The organism is Rhizorhabdus sp. P4_G6 (genome assembly GCF_056401045.1).
In genome coordinates this window covers 39337-55672 of the sequence record NZ_JBFUKC010000010.1, presented here as the reverse complement: position 1 = coordinate 55672, position 16336 = coordinate 39337, and the positions used below count along the sequence as shown (strand labels likewise).

Sequence of the window (16336 nt, the reverse complement as noted above, 5' to 3'; positions counted from 1 at the left end):
GTTCCTTATCGTTTTAACTCTGCCGCGTCATTCCAGCTTTCGCTGGAATGACGGTGGAGAGAGGCTGCTATCTTCCCACCATGTCTTCCGGCCGCACGATCCGGTCGAACGTCGCCTCGTCGACCAGGCCCAGCGCCAGGCCGGCTTCCTTCAGGGTCAGGCCCTGTGCATGTGCATGCTTGGCGATCCTGGCGGCATTGTCATAGCCGATCTCGGGCGCCAGCGCCGTCACCAGCATCAGCGATCGGCCGACCAGATCGGCGATCCGCTGCCGGTCGGGTTCGAGACCGGCCAGCGCGCGCCGCGTGAAACTCTCCATGCCGGTCGACAGCAGCGCGATCGAGCGAAGCACCGCCGCGCCGATCAGCGGCTTGAACACGTTGAGTTCGAGATGGCCCTGCAGCCCGCCGATCGTCACCGCCTGATGGTTGCCGATCACCTGCGCGGCCACCATCGTCAGCATTTCGGCCTGGGTGGGATTGACCTTGCCCGGCATGATCGAGCTGCCGGGTTCGTTCTCGGGCAGGATCAGCTCGCCGATTCCGGCGCGCGGGCCCGAGCCGAGCAGGCGGATGTCGTTGGCGATCTTGCCGAGCGCGACAGCCAGCGTGCCGAGAGTGCCCGACAGGTGGACCAGCGCATCGTTGGAGGCGAGCGCCTCGAATTTGTTCGGAGCGGTGACGAAGGGCAGGCCGGTCAGCCGGGCGATTTCGGCGGCGATGTCCTCGGCGAAACCGGGGGCTGCGTTCAGCCCGGTGCCGACCGCCGTGCCGCCTTGCGCAAGCTTCATCATGCCGCCGGTCACCGCGCCTTCGAGGCGTTTGCGGCAAGCGATCAGCTGCGCGGCATAGCCCGAAAACTCCTGGCCGAGCGTGAGCGGGGTGGCGTCCTGCAGATGCGTGCGGCCGATCTTGACGATATCGTCCCACGCCGCGGTCTTGGCGAGCAGGTCGGCGAGCATCGCATCGAGCGCGGGATAGAGACGCTGGTGCACCGCGAGCGCGGCGGCGACGTGCAGCGCGGTCGGGAAGCTGTCGTTCGAGGACTGGCCCATGTTGACATGGTCGTTGGGATGGACCGGGCTCTTGCCGCCGCGCGTACCGGCCAGCAGCTCGTTGGCGCGCCCGGCGATCACCTCGTTGACGTTCATGTTCGACTGGGTGCCCGAGCCGGTCTGCCAGATCACCAGCGGAAACTGGTCGTCGAGCTTGCCGGCGACGATCTCGCCCGCCGCCTGCTCGATCGCCTGGGCGAGCTTGGGGTCGAGCCCGTGCCCGCGATTCACCTTTGCCGCCGCCTGTTTCACGATCGCCAGGGCATGCACGATCCCGATCGGCATCCGCTCTTCGGGGCCGAACGGGAAATTCTCGATCGAACGCTGGGTCTGTGCGCCCCAATAAGCGGAGGCGGGAACCTCGATTGGCCCGAAGCTGTCGGTTTCGGTGCGGGTGTCGGGCATGGCTGATCTCTATATCGTCGTGCCAGCGCAGGCTGGCACCCATGTCTGTCATAACGCGCAATGCCATTTCATGCCGCAAGAGACATGGGCCTGGCGTGTGAGCCAACAACCGAACGCCAACGAGACGAAGATCAACCTTTCGAATGCCCATAGCGCCATGAGCGCCCGGCTTCCAACTCTCTGGATCTGGTCGCGTGTTCTACTTCTTCCGGGTAAAGTCGACCGACACGACGTTGGAGCCGTCCTCGGCCGGAGCTCCCGGGGCTGCCGGGGCGTCGTTTCCGGCCGAGCTGTGGCCGGTGTCCTCGCCGTCATCATCGATCTGCGCCTGGAATTGCAGCGCGAAATTGACCGCGGGATCGACGAAGCCGGTCACGGCGGCAAAGGGGATGATCAGCTTGGCCGGCACCTGGTTGAACGACAGGCCCACCTCGAAGCCGTCGGGCTTCACCTTCAGGTCCCAGAATCGATTCTGGATGACGATCGTCATCTCGTCGGGGAATCGCTCGACGAGGTGCCTGGGGATGTCGACCCCGGCGCCCTGCGTCTTGAAGGTGATGTAGAAATGATGCTCGCCGGGGAGGCCGCCGGCGGTTTCGACCTCGCCCAGCACCCGGCCGACCACGGCGCGCAGCGCCTCCTGGACGATCTCGTCATAGGGAATCAGGCTGTCGGGCGCTTGGTCGCTCATCGCGCTGTGGTGGACGCTGAGTCCGGCCCGGTCAAGTCGGCGTTGCAGCGTCGCGCAACCTCGCTATAGCGGCGCCGTCCGGTGTGGAGGATTTGCCACACCGGCTTCGAGCCAGCTTCAGGGGTGGGCCATGCGGACCGCATCGATCACGCGCAAGACCAGCGAGACCGACATTTCGGTCGAGATGAATCTCGATGGCAGCGGCGCCTACACGGTGTCCACCGGCATCGGATTCCTCGATCATATGCTCGAGCAGTTGTCGCGCCATTCGCTGATCGACCTGACGGTGAAGATCGCCGGCGACCTTCATATCGACCAGCATCACACCACCGAGGACAGCGGCATCGCCATCGGCGAGGCGCTCGCCAAGGCGCTCGCCGACAAGCGCGGCATCACCCGTTACGGCCACGCCTATGCGCCGATGGACGAAACGCTGACCCGTGTCGCGCTCGACATTTCCGGGCGGCCCTATCTGGTGTGGAAGGTGGCGCTGTCCGGTCCGAAGCTCGGCGAATGGGACACCGAGCTGATCGAGCATTGGTTCCACAGCTTCGCGCAGGCGGCCGGGATCACGCTCCACGTCGAGAATATCTATGGCGCCAACATGCACCATATCGTCGAGAGCTGCTTCAAGGGCCTCGCCCGTGCGCTGCGCGTCGCCACCGAGATCGACCCCCGCAAGGCGGACGCGATTCCCTCGACCAAGGGAACGCTGGGCAGCGCATGACCGGCATGCGCCCCGAGACGATCGCGCTCATCGATTATGGCGCGGGGAATCTGAGGTCGGTCGACAACGCGCTTCGTGCGGCGGGGGGCAATCCCACCGTCACCGCCGATCCCGACCTGGTCGCCTCGGCCGATCGCGTCGTGCTGCCGGGCGTCGGCGCCTTCGGATCGTGCATGGCGGGGCTGGCTGCCATCCCCGGTATGATCGAGGCGATGAACCGCGCGGTGCATGACCGCGGCGCGCCGTTCCTCGGCGTCTGCGTCGGCATGCAGCTGCTCGCCGATGCGGGCCACGAACATGGCCGCACGCCGGGGCTCGGCTGGATCGGCGGCGATGTGCGGATGATGACCCCCGGCGCGGACTTCAAGGTGCCGCACATGGGCTGGAACGATGTCGTGCCGGCGCGGGATCATGCGCTGCTCGTCCCGGGCGAGGCCTATTATCTGCACAGCTTCGCGTTCGACGTGGCCGACCCCGCCGACCGGCTGGCGACCAGCGACCATGGCGGCCCGATCACCGCGGCGGTGGGGCGCGGGAATGTCGTCGGGGTGCAGTTCCATCCCGAGAAGAGCCAGGCCTATGGGCTGCGGTTCCTCGGGCGATTCCTGGAGTGGCGGCCGTGATGTCCTTTAGGCCGTCCCCGTTCGTGTCGAGCGAAGTCGAGACACGTCATGCAACGCTCGCGTCCCTCGACTTCGCTCGGGACGAACGGATTTTTCTACCGCTATGATAACCGTATTCCCCGCGATCGATCTCAAGGGCGGCCAGGTCGTCCGCCTGGCCGAAGGCGATATGGCGCGTGCGACCGTCTATGGTGACGATCCCGCCGATCAGGCGCGCAAATTCGCCGAGGCGGGGGCCGACTGGCTCCATGTCGTCGATCTGGACGGGGCGTTCGCCGGCAAGGCGGTGAATGCCGGCGCGGTGGAGGCGATCCTCAAGGCCTTTCCGGGCAAGGTGGAACTGGGCGGCGGCATTCGCGACCGCGCGGCGATCGACCGCTGGCTCGGCCTGGGCGTCGAACGCGTCATCATCGGCACGGCCGCGCTCCAGGATCCCGAGTTGGTCAAGGAGGCTGCCAGGGCGCTGCCGGGCAGGATCGTCGTCGGCGTCGACGCGCGCGACGGCTATGTCGCGACCCATGGCTGGGCGGAGGTCTCGACCGTCAGCATCACCGACCTCGCCGATCGCTTCGCCGATGCCGGTGTCGCCTCGCTGCTGTTCACGGATGTCGGCCGCGACGGGCTGCTGAAGGGCTGCAATGTTGAGGCGACGGTCGCGCTTGCCCGCCATGCGTCGATTCCGGTGATCGCCAGCGGCGGCGTGGCGAGCATCGCCGACATCCATGCGCTGGTCGCCCATGCCGCGGACGGCATCGAAGGCGTGATCACCGGCCGGGCGCTCTATGACGGGCGGCTCGATCTGGCCGAGGCGCTGGCGGTGGCCCGCGCATGACCGTCCGGGTTCGCGTGATTCCCTGTCTGGACGTGGCGGGCGGGCGCGTGGTCAAGGGCGTCAACTTCGTCGACCTCGCCGATGCCGGCGATCCGGTCGAGCAGGCCAAGGTCTATGATGCCGCCGGCGCGGATGAGCTGTGCTTCCTCGACATCACCGCCAGCCATGAAGGGCGCGGCACCATCCTCGACGTCGTAGCGCGCACCGCCGCGGTCTGCTTCATGCCGCTGACCGTCGGCGGCGGGGTGCGCACCCCCGAGGATGCCCGCGCGCTGCTGCTCGCGGGCGCCGACAAGGTCGCGGTCAATTCGGCGGCGGTGGCGCGGCCCGAGCTCTGCGCCGACATGGCCAACCGATTCGGCGCGCAGTGCGTGGTCGGCGCGGTCGACGCGCGCAATGTCGGCCCCGGCAAGTGGGAGATCTACACCCATGGCGGCCGCAAGCCGACCGGGATCGATGCCGTGGCGCATGCCATGCGGCTGGCCGAGCTCGGCGCGGGCGAGATATTGCTGACCTCGATGGATCGCGACGGCACCCGCGACGGCTATGATCTCGCGCTGACGCGCGCGGTCGCGGATGCGGTGTCGGTGCCGGTGATCGCCAGCGGCGGAGTCGGCAATCTCGATCATCTCGTCGACGGCGTGATGCACGGCGGCGCGAGCGCGGTGCTGGCAGCGTCGATCTTCCACTTCGGCCAGCACAGCGTGGCGCAAGCGCACGCCGCGCTGAAGGCTGCGGGGCTGCCGGTTCGGGCGTAGACGGCCTATTCTTCCTCGTCATCCTGAACTTGTTTCAGGATCCACCGTTTCACGATCCTGGACTGCAAGGATGATGGGTGGATGCTGAAACAAGTTCAGCATGACGAGCTAAAGACAACGCCCACCCTTATTTCATCAGCACCAGTTCCTCGGCCATCGATGGGTGCAGCGCGACGGTGTCGTCGAACTGCGCCTTGGTGAGCTTCGCCTTCACCGCGATCGCCGCTGCCTGGAGGATTTCGGGCGCGTCGGGGCTGATCATGTGGATGCCCAGCACGACGTCGGTCTCCGGATGCACCACCAGCTTGTAGAGCGAGCGTTCGTTGCGGCCGGCCAGCACGTTGCGCATCGGCCGGAAGTCCGACGTGAAGATCTTCGGGTCGCCATATTGCTCGCGCGCCTGACGCTCGGTGAGGCCCACGCCTGCCATCGGCGGATTGCTGAACACCGCGCTCGGGATCATCTGGTAATCGACCCGGTGCGGCTTGTTGCCGAACAGCGTGTCGGCGAAGGCCTGGCCCTCGCGGATGGCGACGGGGGTCAGCTGGACACGGTTGGTGACATCGCCGATCGCATAGATGGACGCTACGCTCGAGCGGTTATCCTCGTCGACGACGATCGCGCCCTTGTCATCGATCTCGACGCCGGCAGCCTCCAGCCCCAGCCCGTCGATCTTGGGGCTGCGGCCGATCGCAAACAGCAGCAGGTCGGTGTCGCACTTCTCATGGTCCTTGAAGTGGACGCAGAGCGAGCCGTCCTCCTGCTTCTCGATCTTGTCGAACGAGGCGTTGAAGATGAACTCGATGCCCTTGTGGGTCGAAATCTGGAACAGTCGGTCGCGGATCTGCTCGTCATAGCCGCGCAGGATCTGGTCGGAGCGGTTGACCACCGTCACTTTCGAGCCGAGCGCGTGGAAAATGCCGGCGAACTCGTTGGCGATATAGCCCGCACCGGCAATCACCACCCGCTTCGGCAATTTTTCGATGTAGAAGACCTCATTCGAGCTGATGCCGTGCTCGGCGCCGGGCACCTTCGGCACCACCGGCCAAGCCCCGGTGGCGACCAGGATGAACTTCGCGGTGATCTTTCGCCCGCTCGCGAGCAGGATCTCGTTGGCACCGGACACCGTCGCGCGCTCGTGGAAGATCTCGACCGCATTGTTCGTGAGGGTGTTCGTATAAAGCCCCTCGATCCGATCGACATCCGCGTTGACGTTGTCGCGCAGCGTCTTCCAGTCGAAGCGGATGTCGCCCAGCTGCCAGCCATAGCGCGCGGCATCCTGAAGGTCCTCGGCGAAGTGCGAGCCATAGACGAGCATCTTCTTGGGCACGCAGCCGCGGATCACGCAGGTGCCGCCGACCCGATGTTCCTCGGCCACCGCCACGCGCGCTCCATAAGCGGCCGCCACCCGCGACGCGCGCACCCCGCCCGAACCGGCGCCGATGACGAACAGGTCATAGTCATACTCGGCCATCGGCCCTTATCCTTCTTCATGTTCCGGCATCGATATGGGGGCGGTATGATTGCCGGGCAAACCGATCGTCATCATCAGAGTGATCGAGCGAGTAGGTCAGGCTACAGGCGCCATTACGATCCCAGCGCACGGGCTATCAGCGCCCTGGTCGAGGTATCGAAGCGCGCGGTGCCCTCGCTCTCGATCGAGCGGGCGATCTCCTTGCCGAGCTCGACCCCGAACTGATCGAACGGGTTGATCTCCATCAGCACCGCATTGGCAAAGGTGCGGTGCTCGTAAAAGGCGAGCAGCGAGCCGAGCCGCGCCGGATCGACGCGGTCGAGCAGGATCGTCGTCGACGGCCGGTCGCCGGCATAGGCGCGGGCGGGATCGTCATTGGCCTTGCCCGCCATCAACGCCGCAGCCTGCGCGAAGCAGTTGATCAGCAGCGCCCGATGATGCCCCTCGTCGAGGACATGCTCGGGCTCGATCGCGGCGACGAACTCGACCGGCACCAGCCTCGTCCCCTGGTGGAGCAGCTGGAACACCGCATGCTGCGCGTCGGTGCCCACTCCGCCCCAGCTGATCGCCGCCGTCGGCCCGTCCACCGCCGAGCCGTCGGTCTTCACGCTCTTGCCGTTCGATTCCATCTCGAGCTGCTGGAGGTAGGAGGGCAGCAGCCGCAGCCGCTCGTCATAGGCGAATATGGCGCGGGTCTCGGCGTTGCGGATGCGCGAATAATATTGATCGACGAAGGCGGCGAGCAGCGGAAGATTGCGCTCGGGCGGTGCCAGGCGGAAATGGCGGTCCATCGCCGCCGCGCCCTCGAGCAGGTTTTCGAATGCGTCCCAGCCGAGGCCAAGCGCGGCCGGAAAGCCGATCGACGACCACAGCGAATAGCGTCCGCCGACGCTTTCGGAGAAGGGCAGGATCCGGGTCTCGTCGACACCCCATTCCACGGCCTTTTCCGGCGCGGCGGTCAGCGCGACCACGCGCGAATAGGGGTCCTCGACATTGGCCTCCTCCATCCAGCCGAGCACGCTGCGCGCGTTCATCATCGTCTCGGTGGTGGTGAAGGTCTTCGAGGCGACGACCAGCAGCGTCGCGTCCGGATCGAAGCGCTTGAACACTTCGTCCAGCGCAGCGCCGTCGACGTTGGAAACCACCGCCACCTCATAGCGATCGGCGTCGCGGCCGAGCGCGTCGACCAGCAGGTCCGGGCCCAACGCCGATCCGCCGATCCCGACATGGAGGATGTGGCGGATCGGCCCCAGCACCTCGGCCTCGATCGCGTCGATCATCGCCCGCATCCGGGCCTGGAAACCGCGCGCGCGCGCCACGCTGTCGGGTGCGCCCTGGCCGCGCTCGGCAGGATGCTCGGCGGCGCGGCCTTCGGTGACGTTGACCGGCTCGCCCGCGAACAAGGCGCCGCGTTTGCCGGCAAAGTCGCAGGCTTCCGACAGGGCGACGAAGCGCTCGATCAGCGGGGCGGAGAGATGCGTCTTGGAGAAATCGAACAATATGCCCGACTCGTCGATGGCCAGCCGCGAAAGCCGGTCGGGCTCCGTGGTGAAGAGCTCCGAAAGCGTGGCCGAGGGGAGCCCAGCGATCGCGTTCCAGGCGGCTTTTGCATCGGTCATGTCGAATCTCCGTGGTGCAAATGCGAAAATTGGCAGATTTTGGTCGTAACGGGGCGGCTTGGTTACCAGTTATTTACGAAATCAGGCCATGCCTTTCGGCGAAAGAGCAACCTAATGCTACCATCAAGATGCCGAGAGGGTGCCGCAAGCGAGGTCGAACTGGGAGACCACGAATGCAGGACGACATATTACGCTTGGCTTATGAAGTCTCGCGGATCACCGAAGAGAAGGTCGATCGCATCGACCGCGTCATGAAGCAGACCGGCATGCTGGCGATCAACGCCCGGCTCGAAGCCGCCCGCGCGGGCGAAGCCGGCCGCGCCTTTTCGGTCGTGGCCCAGGAACTCGGCGCGCTGGCCGCGTCGATCTCGGGAATCGGCGGCGAACTGCGTTCGGCGATCGCGTCCAACATCGCCTCGCTGCGCACGGCCGGCAGCCAAATGCTCGTCGATTTCAAGGGGACGAGGCATACCGATCTCGCGCGTTCGGCGGTCGAGATCATCGACCGCAACCTCTATGAGCGCTCCTGCGACGTGCGCTGGTGGGCCACCGACAGTTCGGTCACCGATGTGCTGGAAGCGCCGTCGGCTGCCACTATCGACCATGCCACCGAGCGGCTGGCGACGATCCTGCGCTCCTATACCGTCTATCTCGACCTCTGGATCGCCGACAGCCAGGGTCGCGTGATCGCCACCGGCCGGCCCGATCGGTACCCTGATGCGATCGGCCAGAATGTCGCCAGGGAAGACTGGTTCCGCGCCGCGATGGACACCCATAGCGGCGACGACTTCCGGGTCTGCGACATTTCGGTCAATCGGACTCTGGGCGGCGCCCAGGTCGCGACCTACTCGACCGCGGTGCGCGCGGGCGGCCGCACCGGCGGCAACCCGATCGGCGCGCTCGGCATCTTCTTCGACTGGGCCCCGCAGGCCTCGGCGATCCTCGAAGGCATCGGCCTGTCGCCGGCCGAGCGCGCGACATCGCGGCTGATGCTGCTCGACTCCGACCACAGGATCATCGCATCGTCCGATGGCCAGGGCATCTGCACAGATCATTATCCGCTGCGGACCGACAAGCGCGAGAGCGGCTATTATCAGCGCGACGGCAAGCTGATCGCCTTTGCGCTGACACCTGGCTACGAGACCTATCGCGGACTTGGCTGGCTGGGCTGCATCGAGAGCCAGATGCTCGAGGAATAGGGACCGCCCGATCGGGGCGGCGCCGAAACCCCAACTGGCGCTAAGCCCGGCTTGTCGCTACAGCGGCGGCTATGCGTCCTCCCAGAACCCCAGGCGGCCGGCCTCCCGGCCGATCGACCACCGGCAAGCCGGCCGGCATCAACTCGCCTGGCAAGACCACGCCGCCGCCCAAGCTCGGCCGCCGGCAGGCGCGCGGACTGGCGCGTCCGGTCAAGCCGTCGGTGCCGCATCCCGCCCGTGCCGAGGCGAAGCCCGGCCAGGAGCCGCAGCGCATCGCCAAGCTGCTCGCGCGGGCCGGCGTCGCCTCGCGCCGCGAGATCGAGCGGATGATCGAGGACCGCCGCGTGGCGATCGACGGCGTGGCGATCGAGACCCCGGCCACGCTGCTGAAATCGCTGAAGGGCGTCACCGTCGACGGCAAGCCGGTCGCGGCACCCGAGCCGACCCGGCTGTTCCTCTATTACAAGCCGCAGGGGCTGCTCACCACCGAGCGCGATCCCGCCGGCCGGCCGACCATCTATGACAAGCTGCCCAAGGACCTGCCCCGGGTGATGCCGGTCGGGCGACTCGACCTGAACACCGAAGGCCTGCTGCTGCTGACCACCGACGGCGAGTTCAAGCGCCAGCTCGAGCTGCCGAGCACCGGCGTGACCCGCGTCTACCGCGCCCGATCCTATGGCAATGTCACCCAGGCCCAGCTCGAGGAACTGATCGAGGGCGTCGAGATCGAAGGCGTCCGCTACGGCTCGATCGACGCCAATATCGAACGGCGCACCGGCGCGAATGTCTGGATCGAGATGAAGCTCAGCGAGGGCAAGAACCGCGAAGTGCGGCGCGTGCTCGAACATCTCGGGCTCCAGGTTTCGCGGCTGATCCGCATCGCCTATGGCGCGTTCGAGCTGGGCGACCTGCAGCCCGGCGAGGTCGGCGAGATATTGCAGCACCAGCTGGTCGCCTTCCGCAAGACGCTCAAGTCGGTCCGGGGGCCGAAGAAACCAGGCGCGGCTGAATGACGCCAATACGCCCCATCCTCACCGTCATGCTGAACTTGTTTCAGCATCCACCCATCGTCCCGGGCCCGCCCCCGAGTGGAGAAGTGGATCCTGAAACGAGTTCAGGATGACGGATACGATATGCGTATAATCGCAGGGGCCTGGCGCGGCCGCACCCTCATCGCACCCACCGGCGATGTCACGCGTCCGACCGCCGACCGCACCCGCGAGGCGCTGTTCTCGATGCTCACCAGCCGGCTCGGCAGCCTGGAGGGGCTGAAGGTCGCCGATGTCTGCGCGGGCACCGGCGCACTCGGCCTCGAGGCGCTGTCGCGCGGCGCGGCGCACTGCACCTTCGTCGAGCGCGAGCGCGGCGCGATCGAGGCGTTGCGCGCCAACATCGCCAAGCTGGGCGCCGAGGCCGAGGTCCGCGCGATCGCCGCAGAGGGCTTCAGCGGCGGCCCGTTCGATCTGGTGCTGATCGATCCGCCCTATGGCACCGGCCTGGGCCAGAAGGTCCTCCCCAATATCGGCCTCGCGCCGGGCGGCTGGGCGAGTATCGAGACGGCGAAGAACGAGCCGGTGACGGTGGACGGCTTCACCGTCGAGGCCGAACGGGTCCACGGCAAGGCGCGGATCACCCTGCTGACGCGCGAACGCTGACCCGGCGGAGCGTCACGGAGAGATTGTTGGCGGGCATCTCGACGATGTGATCGAGCATCATTCCACTATCCTCGGCCAGCGCGATGATTTCTTCCAGGTGGCGCAGCCCCCATCGCTGGTCGCGCATCTTCAGGCTGGCGTCGAATGCCTCGTTGCTGTCGGCGGTCGCAACGCCGGCGCGGAGATAAGGACCATAGAGAACAAGCGGTCCACCCACCGGAAGCAGCTTTGCGCTGTGTCTCAGCAAACCCACCGTCGCTTCCCACGGGCTGATATGGACCATGTTGATGCACAGGATCGCATCGGCCTTCTCGATCGGCCATTCGGGTGCCGCGGCATCGAGCAGCAGCGGCGGGCGCAGGTTGCCCAGCTTGCCCGCCTCGGCCCAGGCGCGGATCGAGGCGAGGGCGGAGGGGTCGGGGTCGCTCGGCTGCCAGACCAGATCGGGCAGGGCGCGGGCGAAATGGATGGCGTGCTCGCCGGTGCCGCTCGCGACCTCCAGCACCGTGCCGCTCGACGGCAGGACGTCGCGCAGGACCGCAAGGATCGGCTCGCGGTTGCGCGCGGTCGCGGGGGCGTGGCGGCGGGGATCGGTCATCGGCCAACCCCTACGTCATTCCAACGCAAGCTGGAATCTCCCTTCTGGTCCAACGGAAGGACGGCAGTGAGATCCAGCTTGCGCTGGGATGGCGCGAGAAGGGGCGTGCTACTCGGCCGCTTCCGTCAATGCCGCCTCCTTCCACACCAGCACCGGCTTGCGCGCCGCGGCGGTCTCGTCGAGCCGCCGCCGCGGGGCGAGCGCAGGGGCGGCCTTGAGCGCGGGGTCGCCGGCGCGGGCGCGTTCGGCCACCGAGCGCAATGCGCCGATGAACTGGTCGAGCGTCGCCTTGCCCTCGGTCTCGGTCGGCTCGATCAGCATCGCGCCATGGACGACCAGCGGGAAATACATCGTCATCGGGTGGAAACCCTCGTCGATCAGGCCCTTGGCGATGTCGAGCGTGGTGAAGCCTGCCGCGAGCCCCGCATCGCTGAACAGCGCCTCGTGCATGCACGGCCCGCTGGCGGCGAAGGGCGCGTCGAGCACGTCTTCCAGGCTACGCAGCACATAATTGGCGTTGAGCACCGCATCCTCGGCGACCTGGCGCAGCCCGTCGGCGCCATGGCTGAGGATATAGGAGAGCGCCCGGGTGAACATGCCCATCTGGCCGTGGAAGGCGGCCATGCGGCCGAAGCTCGACCCATGATGGTCGCCGGCGGTCTCTTCCTCGACCAGCACATAGCGGTCGCCCTGCCTGTCGACGAAGGGCAGCGGTGCGAACGGCGCCAGCGCGGCGGAGAACACCACCGGCCCGGAGCCCGGCCCGCCGCCGCCATGCGGGGTCGAGAAGGTCTTGTGCAGGTTGATGTGCATCGCATCGATGCCGAGGTCGCCCGGCCGCACCCGCCCGACGATCGCGTTGAAGTTGGCGCCGTCGCAATAGACCAGCCCGCCGGCCGCATGGACCGCGTCCGAGATCGCCTTCATGTCCCGCTCGAACAGGCCGCAGGTGTTGGGGTTGGTGATCATCACCCCGGCGACATCCGGCCCGAGCCGGGCCTTGAGCGCGTCGAGGTCGACGCGGCCTTCGGCGGTCGCGGGGATGTTCTCGACCCGGTAATTGCAGAAGGCGGCGGTCGCCGGATTGGTGCCATGCGCCGATTCGGGGACCAGGATCACCGAGCGGGCGTCGCCGCGCGCTTCCTGCGCGGCGCGGATCGCCAGCAGTCCGCACAGCTCGCCATGCGCGCCGGCCTTCGGCGCCATCGCCACCGCTGCCATCCCGGTCAGCGTCTTCAGCCATCCGGCCAGTTCGTGGATCACCGCCAGCGCGCCCTGTACCGTGTCGACCGGGGCGAGCGGGTGGATATCGGCGAAGCCGGGCATCCGCGCGACCTTCTCGTTGAGGCGCGGATTATGCTTCATCGTGCAGCTGCCGAGCGGGAACAGGCCGAGGTCGATCGCGTAATTCTGCCGGCTGAGCCTGGTATAATGGCGCACCGCCTCGGGTTCGGGCAGGCCGGGCAGGCCGATCGGCCGGTTGCGCTCCAGCCCGCCGAGGCGGCTCGCGACCTTCGGCGGCTCGGGCAGGTCGACGCCGGTGCGGGCATAATCGTCCTGCTCGAAGATCAGCTTTTCCTCGAGCATCAGCGCGCGGTTGCCGGTGAAGGTCGGCGGCGCCGAGGACGAGGCGGTGTTTTCCGGCCGGGTGACGCGGCCTTCGCTGTTCATGCTCATGCCGCCAACTCCGCTTCGAGGGCCTGCGCCAGGGTTTCGACATCTTCCGCGCTGCTGGTCTCGGTGACTGCGACGACGAGCCCGTTCGCGAGCGCCGGCGCCTCGGGGTAGAGCCGGCCGAGCGAGACGCCGCCCAATATCCCCTTGTCGGCCAGCGCGCGGACGACCGGGCGCGACTCCGTCGGCAACTTGAGGGTGAACTCGTTGAAGAAGGCGCCGTTGACCAGTTCGACGCCGGGCAGTTTCGCCAAGCGGTCGGCCGCCGCGACCGCGCCGGCATGGTTGAGCGCGGCGAGGTTGCGCAGGCCGGTTTCGCCCAGCAAGGTCATGTGCGCCGAGAAGGCGAGCGCGCACAGCCCGGCATTGGTGCAGATGTTCGAGGTCGCCTTTTCGCGGCGGATATGCTGCTCGCGGGTCGACAGGGTCAGCACGAAACCGCGCTGGCCATCGGCATCCTGGGTGACACCGGCGAGGCGCCCCGGCATCTGGCGGACATATTTCTCGGCGCAGGCGAACAGGCCGACATAGGGGCCGCCGAAGTTGAGCCCGACGCCGATCGACTGGCCTTCGCCGACGACGATGTCCGCGCCCATCTCACCGGGCGAGCGGACCGCGCCGAGCGACACCGGCTCGGTCACCACCGCGATCAGCAGCGCGCCCTTTTCGTGCGCGCGCGCCGCCAGTTCGGAGAGGTCGGCGACATGGCCGAGGATGTTCGGATTCTGGACCACCACGCAGCTGGTGTCGCCGTCGATCGCGTCGATCAGCCGCGCCATGTCGTCGCCGGGCGCGCCGGTGGTCAGCTCGGGCAGGGCGATGTCGAGGCTGTCGCCGGTGAAGCGCGCCATCGTCCTGGCGAGCGAGACATAATGCGGATGCAGGCCGGCCGAGAGGATCGCCTTGCCGCGCCGGGTGACGCGCCGCGCCATGGTGATCGCCTCCCAGCAGGCGGTCGAGCCGTCATACATCGAGGCATTGGCGACGTCGCAGCCCAGCAGCCGGGCGACCTGGGTCTGGAACTCGAACAGCGCCTGCAGCGTCCCTTGCGCGATCTCGGGCTGATAGGGGGTGTAGCTCGTCAGGAACTCGCCGCGCTGGATCAGGTGGTCGACGCTGGCGGGAATGTGATGCCGATAGGCGCCGCAGCCGAGGAAGAAGGGCGCGTCCCCGGCCGACAGATTCTGCTTCGCAAGCCGCGCCATGTGCCGCTCCACGGAAAGCTCGGACGCATGCGGGGCAAGGCCTTCGATCGGTCCGGCAAGTTGCGCCGCGGCGGGAACGTCGACGAACAGCTCATCGACCGACGAGGCGCCGATCGTCGCGAGCATCAAGCTGCGGTCGGCGTCGGTAAGGGGCAGGTAGCGCATTTCTTGCTCCTAGCCCTCCCCTTCAGGGGAGGGGTTGGCGTGGGGCCTCAAGTCAGGGTGCGGCGCCTGTGGACAGGCCCCGCCCCGCCTCCCCTGGAGGGGAGGGGTGAAGAAGCGTCAAAGCCCTTCGCAGAAGGCCTTGTACTCGGCGGCATCCATCAGGCCCTCGAGCTCGGACGGATCGGCCAGAGCGAGCTTGAAGAACCAGCCGCCCGTTTCCGGCGCGCTGTTGACCAAGGCAGGGTCTTCCTCGAGCGCGGGGTTGATCTCGCTCACCGTGCCGGTCACCGGCGCGAACACGTCCGACGCGGCCTTGACCGATTCGACCACCGCCGCCTCGCCGCCCTTGGCGACATCGGCGCCGAGAGCGGGCAGCTCGACAAAGACGATGTCGCCCAGCTGGGCCTGGGCATAATCGGTGATGCCGACGGTGGCGGTCCCGTCCTTGACCGAAATCCATTCATGCTCGTCGGTATAGAAGGTCGTCATGGGTCTCAGCTCCCTTGGCGGACATAATGATGTGGAACGAAAGGCATCGGCGCGACCACGGCGTCGAGCCGCTTGCCGCGCACTTCTATCAGGAGCGGCCGGTCGAGCACCGCACTGCCGGCGGCGACATAGCCCATCGCGATCGGCACCTGCAGCGAAGGGCTGAACCCGCCCGAGGTGACAATGCCCACCTCGACGTCGCCGTCGAAGATCGGCGCGCCCTCGCGCGCCGGAAGCCGGCCTTTCAGGATCAGGCCGATCCGCTTGCGCGGCGGCCCCTCGGCGAAATGGCGGCAGACGATGGTCGCGCCGGGGAAACCGCCCTCGGCGCGGCGGCGCTTCGGCACCGCGAAGCCGAGGCCCGCCATCGCCGGATCGGTCATGGCGTCGAGATCATGGCCGTAGAGCGGTAGCCCCGCCTCGAGCCGCAGCGAATCGCGGGCGCCCAGGCCGATCGGCTTGACCTCGGGCTGGGCGGCGATCAGCGACGCGATCGTCGCGGCGTCGTCGGCCGGGATCGAGATCTCGAAGCCATCCTCCCCGGTATAGCCCGAGCGGCTGATCCACAGCGGCACGTCGGCCATCTCGAAGGCGCCGGCGGTCATGAAGACCAGTGCCTCGACGCCGGGACAGATCCGCGCCAGCGCATCCACGGCCTTCGGCCCCTGCAGCGCGAGCAGCGCATGTTCGCCGAGATGGTTGAGGGTAAGCTCCTCGGGCAGATATTCGTGGAGATGGGCTATGTCGTCGGCCTTGGTGGCGCCGTTGACGACGAGGTAGAAGTCACCGGCGCGGCGCGTCACCATCAGATCGTCGAGAATGCCGCCCTGGTCGTCGAGCAGCAAGGAATAGCGCATCCGGTCGACGCCGAGATTGACGATATCGCCCGGCAGCAGCTTCTCGAGCGCGACATCGACGGGCACGCTTTCAGCATCGCCGCTGATCAGCAGCTGGCCCATGTGCGACACGTCGAACAGGCCGGCCGATTCGCGGGTCCACAGATGCTCGGCGATGATGCCGTCATACTGGATCGGCATGTGATAGCCGGCGAACGGCACCATCCTGGCGTCGCGGGCGCGATGCCAATGATCGAGCGGCAGGGTCTGGATGATTTCTTCAGGCTCTTCGTCGCTCACACTCTTGCCTCCGTGACGGTCAATGACGCCGG

16 protein-coding genes are annotated in these 16336 nt (G+C 67.2%); 7 read left to right on the top strand and 9 right to left on the bottom strand.

All coding sequences use genetic code 11. The features are described from left to right. Nucleotides 1–67: 67 nt before the first annotated feature. Entirely contained in the window at nucleotides 68–1459 is a 1392-nt protein-coding gene (gene fumC / locus AC1DPF_RS11940) for a class II fumarate hydratase (RefSeq protein ID WP_477961535.1), read from the bottom strand. Nucleotides 1460–1658: 199 nt separating this feature from the next. Beyond that, complete coding sequence (locus AC1DPF_RS11935) at nucleotides 1659–2150, bottom strand: SspB family protein (protein WP_477868124.1); 492 nt, start codon at nucleotides 2148–2150, stop codon at nucleotides 1659–1661. A gap of 130 nt (nucleotides 2151–2280) precedes the next feature. On the opposite strand from AC1DPF_RS11935, the gene hisB reads away from it, so the two are divergent. From hisB to hisF, 4 genes are all read left to right on the top strand, one after another. After that, nucleotides 2281–2877: an imidazoleglycerol-phosphate dehydratase HisB gene (hisB, locus tag AC1DPF_RS11930; RefSeq protein ID WP_340314251.1), complete on the top strand. Its 597-nt coding sequence runs from the start codon at nucleotides 2281–2283 to the stop codon at nucleotides 2875–2877. A 5-nt stretch (nucleotides 2878–2882) separates the two neighbouring features. Continuing rightward, entirely contained in the window at nucleotides 2883–3500 is a 618-nt protein-coding gene (gene hisH / locus AC1DPF_RS11925) for an imidazole glycerol phosphate synthase subunit HisH (RefSeq protein WP_477869234.1), read from the top strand. Nucleotides 3501–3603: 103 nt separating this feature from the next. Continuing rightward, nucleotides 3604–4332, top strand: a complete 729-nt coding sequence (hisA, locus tag AC1DPF_RS11920; RefSeq protein WP_477961533.1) for a 1-(5-phosphoribosyl)-5-[(5-phosphoribosylamino)methylideneamino]imidazole-4-carboxamide isomerase — start codon at nucleotides 3604–3606, stop codon at nucleotides 4330–4332. Then, nucleotides 4329–5090: an imidazole glycerol phosphate synthase subunit HisF gene (gene hisF / locus AC1DPF_RS11915; RefSeq protein ID WP_477868128.1), complete on the top strand. Its 762-nt coding sequence runs from the start codon at nucleotides 4329–4331 to the stop codon at nucleotides 5088–5090. Before hisA ends, hisF begins: the two co-directional genes overlap by 4 nt. Nucleotides 5091–5217: 127 nt before the next feature. Here the strand turns inward: hisF and gorA are convergent, their stop codons facing one another. Both gorA and pgi read right to left on the bottom strand, forming a co-directional pair. Next, nucleotides 5218–6564 carry a glutathione-disulfide reductase gene (gene gorA, locus AC1DPF_RS11910; RefSeq protein ID WP_477868130.1) on the bottom strand — a complete coding sequence of 449 codons (1347 nt, stop codon included), beginning with the start codon at nucleotides 6562–6564 and terminating at the stop codon, nucleotides 5218–5220. 113 nt (nucleotides 6565–6677) lie between these two features. Further along, on the bottom strand, nucleotides 6678–8183 hold the full coding sequence (gene pgi, locus AC1DPF_RS11905) for a glucose-6-phosphate isomerase (RefSeq protein WP_477961531.1): 1506 nt from the start codon (nucleotides 8181–8183) through the stop codon (nucleotides 6678–6680). Between the two features lie 173 nt (nucleotides 8184–8356). On the opposite strand from pgi, the gene AC1DPF_RS11900 reads away from it, so the two are divergent. The 3 genes from AC1DPF_RS11900 to rsmD all read left to right on the top strand — a co-directional run bounded on the left by AC1DPF_RS11900 (nucleotide 8357) and on the right by rsmD (nucleotide 11037). Then, the gene (locus tag AC1DPF_RS11900) at nucleotides 8357–9382 is read left to right on the top strand and encodes a cache domain-containing protein (RefSeq protein WP_477868134.1); all 1026 of its coding nucleotides are present in this window, start codon (nucleotides 8357–8359) and stop codon (nucleotides 9380–9382) included. Between the two features lie 71 nt (nucleotides 9383–9453). Beyond that, the gene (locus tag AC1DPF_RS11895; RefSeq protein ID WP_477868136.1) at nucleotides 9454–10395 is read left to right on the top strand and encodes a pseudouridine synthase; all 942 of its coding nucleotides are present in this window, start codon (nucleotides 9454–9456) and stop codon (nucleotides 10393–10395) included. A 120-nt stretch (nucleotides 10396–10515) separates the two neighbouring features. After that, entirely contained in the window at nucleotides 10516–11037 is a 522-nt protein-coding gene (gene rsmD, locus AC1DPF_RS11890; protein ID WP_477961529.1) for a 16S rRNA (guanine(966)-N(2))-methyltransferase RsmD, read from the top strand. On the opposite strand, the gene AC1DPF_RS11885 is transcribed toward rsmD, so the two are convergent. From AC1DPF_RS11885 to gcvT, 5 genes are all read right to left on the bottom strand, one after another. Beyond that, the gene (locus AC1DPF_RS11885; RefSeq protein ID WP_477961527.1) at nucleotides 11012–11635 is read right to left on the bottom strand and encodes a DUF938 domain-containing protein; all 624 of its coding nucleotides are present in this window, start codon (nucleotides 11633–11635) and stop codon (nucleotides 11012–11014) included. The genes rsmD and AC1DPF_RS11885 overlap by 26 nt on opposite strands. 108 nt (nucleotides 11636–11743) lie before the next feature. Then, entirely contained in the window at nucleotides 11744–13312 is a 1569-nt protein-coding gene (gene gcvPB, locus AC1DPF_RS11880; RefSeq protein ID WP_477961525.1) for an aminomethyl-transferring glycine dehydrogenase subunit GcvPB, read from the bottom strand. Further along, nucleotides 13309–14679, bottom strand: coding sequence for an aminomethyl-transferring glycine dehydrogenase subunit GcvPA (gcvPA, locus tag AC1DPF_RS11875; RefSeq protein WP_477961523.1), 1371 nt, complete (start codon nucleotides 14677–14679; stop codon nucleotides 13309–13311). The genes gcvPB and gcvPA overlap by 4 nt, the downstream gene beginning before the upstream one ends. A gap of 117 nt (nucleotides 14680–14796) precedes the next feature. Beyond that, a complete protein-coding gene (gene gcvH, locus AC1DPF_RS11870; protein WP_477868146.1) occupies nucleotides 14797–15168 on the bottom strand; it encodes a glycine cleavage system protein GcvH in 372 nt (123 codons plus the stop codon). 5 nt (nucleotides 15169–15173) lie between these two features. Next, nucleotides 15174–16304, bottom strand: coding sequence for a glycine cleavage system aminomethyltransferase GcvT (gene gcvT, locus AC1DPF_RS11865; protein WP_477868148.1), 1131 nt, complete (start codon nucleotides 16302–16304; stop codon nucleotides 15174–15176). Between the last annotated feature and the right edge of the window lie 32 nt (nucleotides 16305–16336).

Bases quoted from the DNA above. Each gene is read 5' to 3' on its own strand.
- fumC (WP_477961535.1), bottom strand. From the start codon at position 1,459: ATGCCCGACACCCGCACCGAAACCGACAGCTTCGGGCCAATCGAGGTT.
- AC1DPF_RS11935 (WP_477868124.1), bottom strand. From the start codon at position 2,150: ATGAGCGACCAAGCGCCCGACAGCCTGATTCCCTATGACGAGATCGTC.
- hisB (WP_340314251.1), top strand. From the start codon at position 2,281: ATGCGGACCGCATCGATCACGCGCAAGACCAGCGAGACCGACATTTCG.
- hisH (WP_477869234.1), top strand. From the start codon at position 2,883: ATGCGCCCCGAGACGATCGCGCTCATCGATTATGGCGCGGGGAATCTG.
- hisA (WP_477961533.1), top strand. From the start codon at position 3,604: ATGATAACCGTATTCCCCGCGATCGATCTCAAGGGCGGCCAGGTCGTC.
- hisF (WP_477868128.1), top strand. From the start codon at position 4,329: ATGACCGTCCGGGTTCGCGTGATTCCCTGTCTGGACGTGGCGGGCGGG.
- gorA (WP_477868130.1), bottom strand. From the start codon at position 6,564: ATGGCCGAGTATGACTATGACCTGTTCGTCATCGGCGCCGGTTCGGGC.
- pgi (WP_477961531.1), bottom strand. From the start codon at position 8,183: ATGACCGATGCAAAAGCCGCCTGGAACGCGATCGCTGGGCTCCCCTCG.
- AC1DPF_RS11900 (WP_477868134.1), top strand. From the start codon at position 8,357: ATGCAGGACGACATATTACGCTTGGCTTATGAAGTCTCGCGGATCACC.
- AC1DPF_RS11895 (WP_477868136.1), top strand. From the start codon at position 9,454: ATGCGTCCTCCCAGAACCCCAGGCGGCCGGCCTCCCGGCCGATCGACC.
- rsmD (WP_477961529.1), top strand. From the start codon at position 10,516: ATGCGTATAATCGCAGGGGCCTGGCGCGGCCGCACCCTCATCGCACCC.
- AC1DPF_RS11885 (WP_477961527.1), bottom strand. From the start codon at position 11,635: ATGACCGATCCCCGCCGCCACGCCCCCGCGACCGCGCGCAACCGCGAG.
- gcvPB (WP_477961525.1), bottom strand. From the start codon at position 13,312: ATGAGCATGAACAGCGAAGGCCGCGTCACCCGGCCGGAAAACACCGCC.
- gcvPA (WP_477961523.1), bottom strand. From the start codon at position 14,679: ATGCGCTACCTGCCCCTTACCGACGCCGACCGCAGCTTGATGCTCGCG.
- gcvH (WP_477868146.1), bottom strand. From the start codon at position 15,168: ATGACGACCTTCTATACCGACGAGCATGAATGGATTTCGGTCAAGGAC.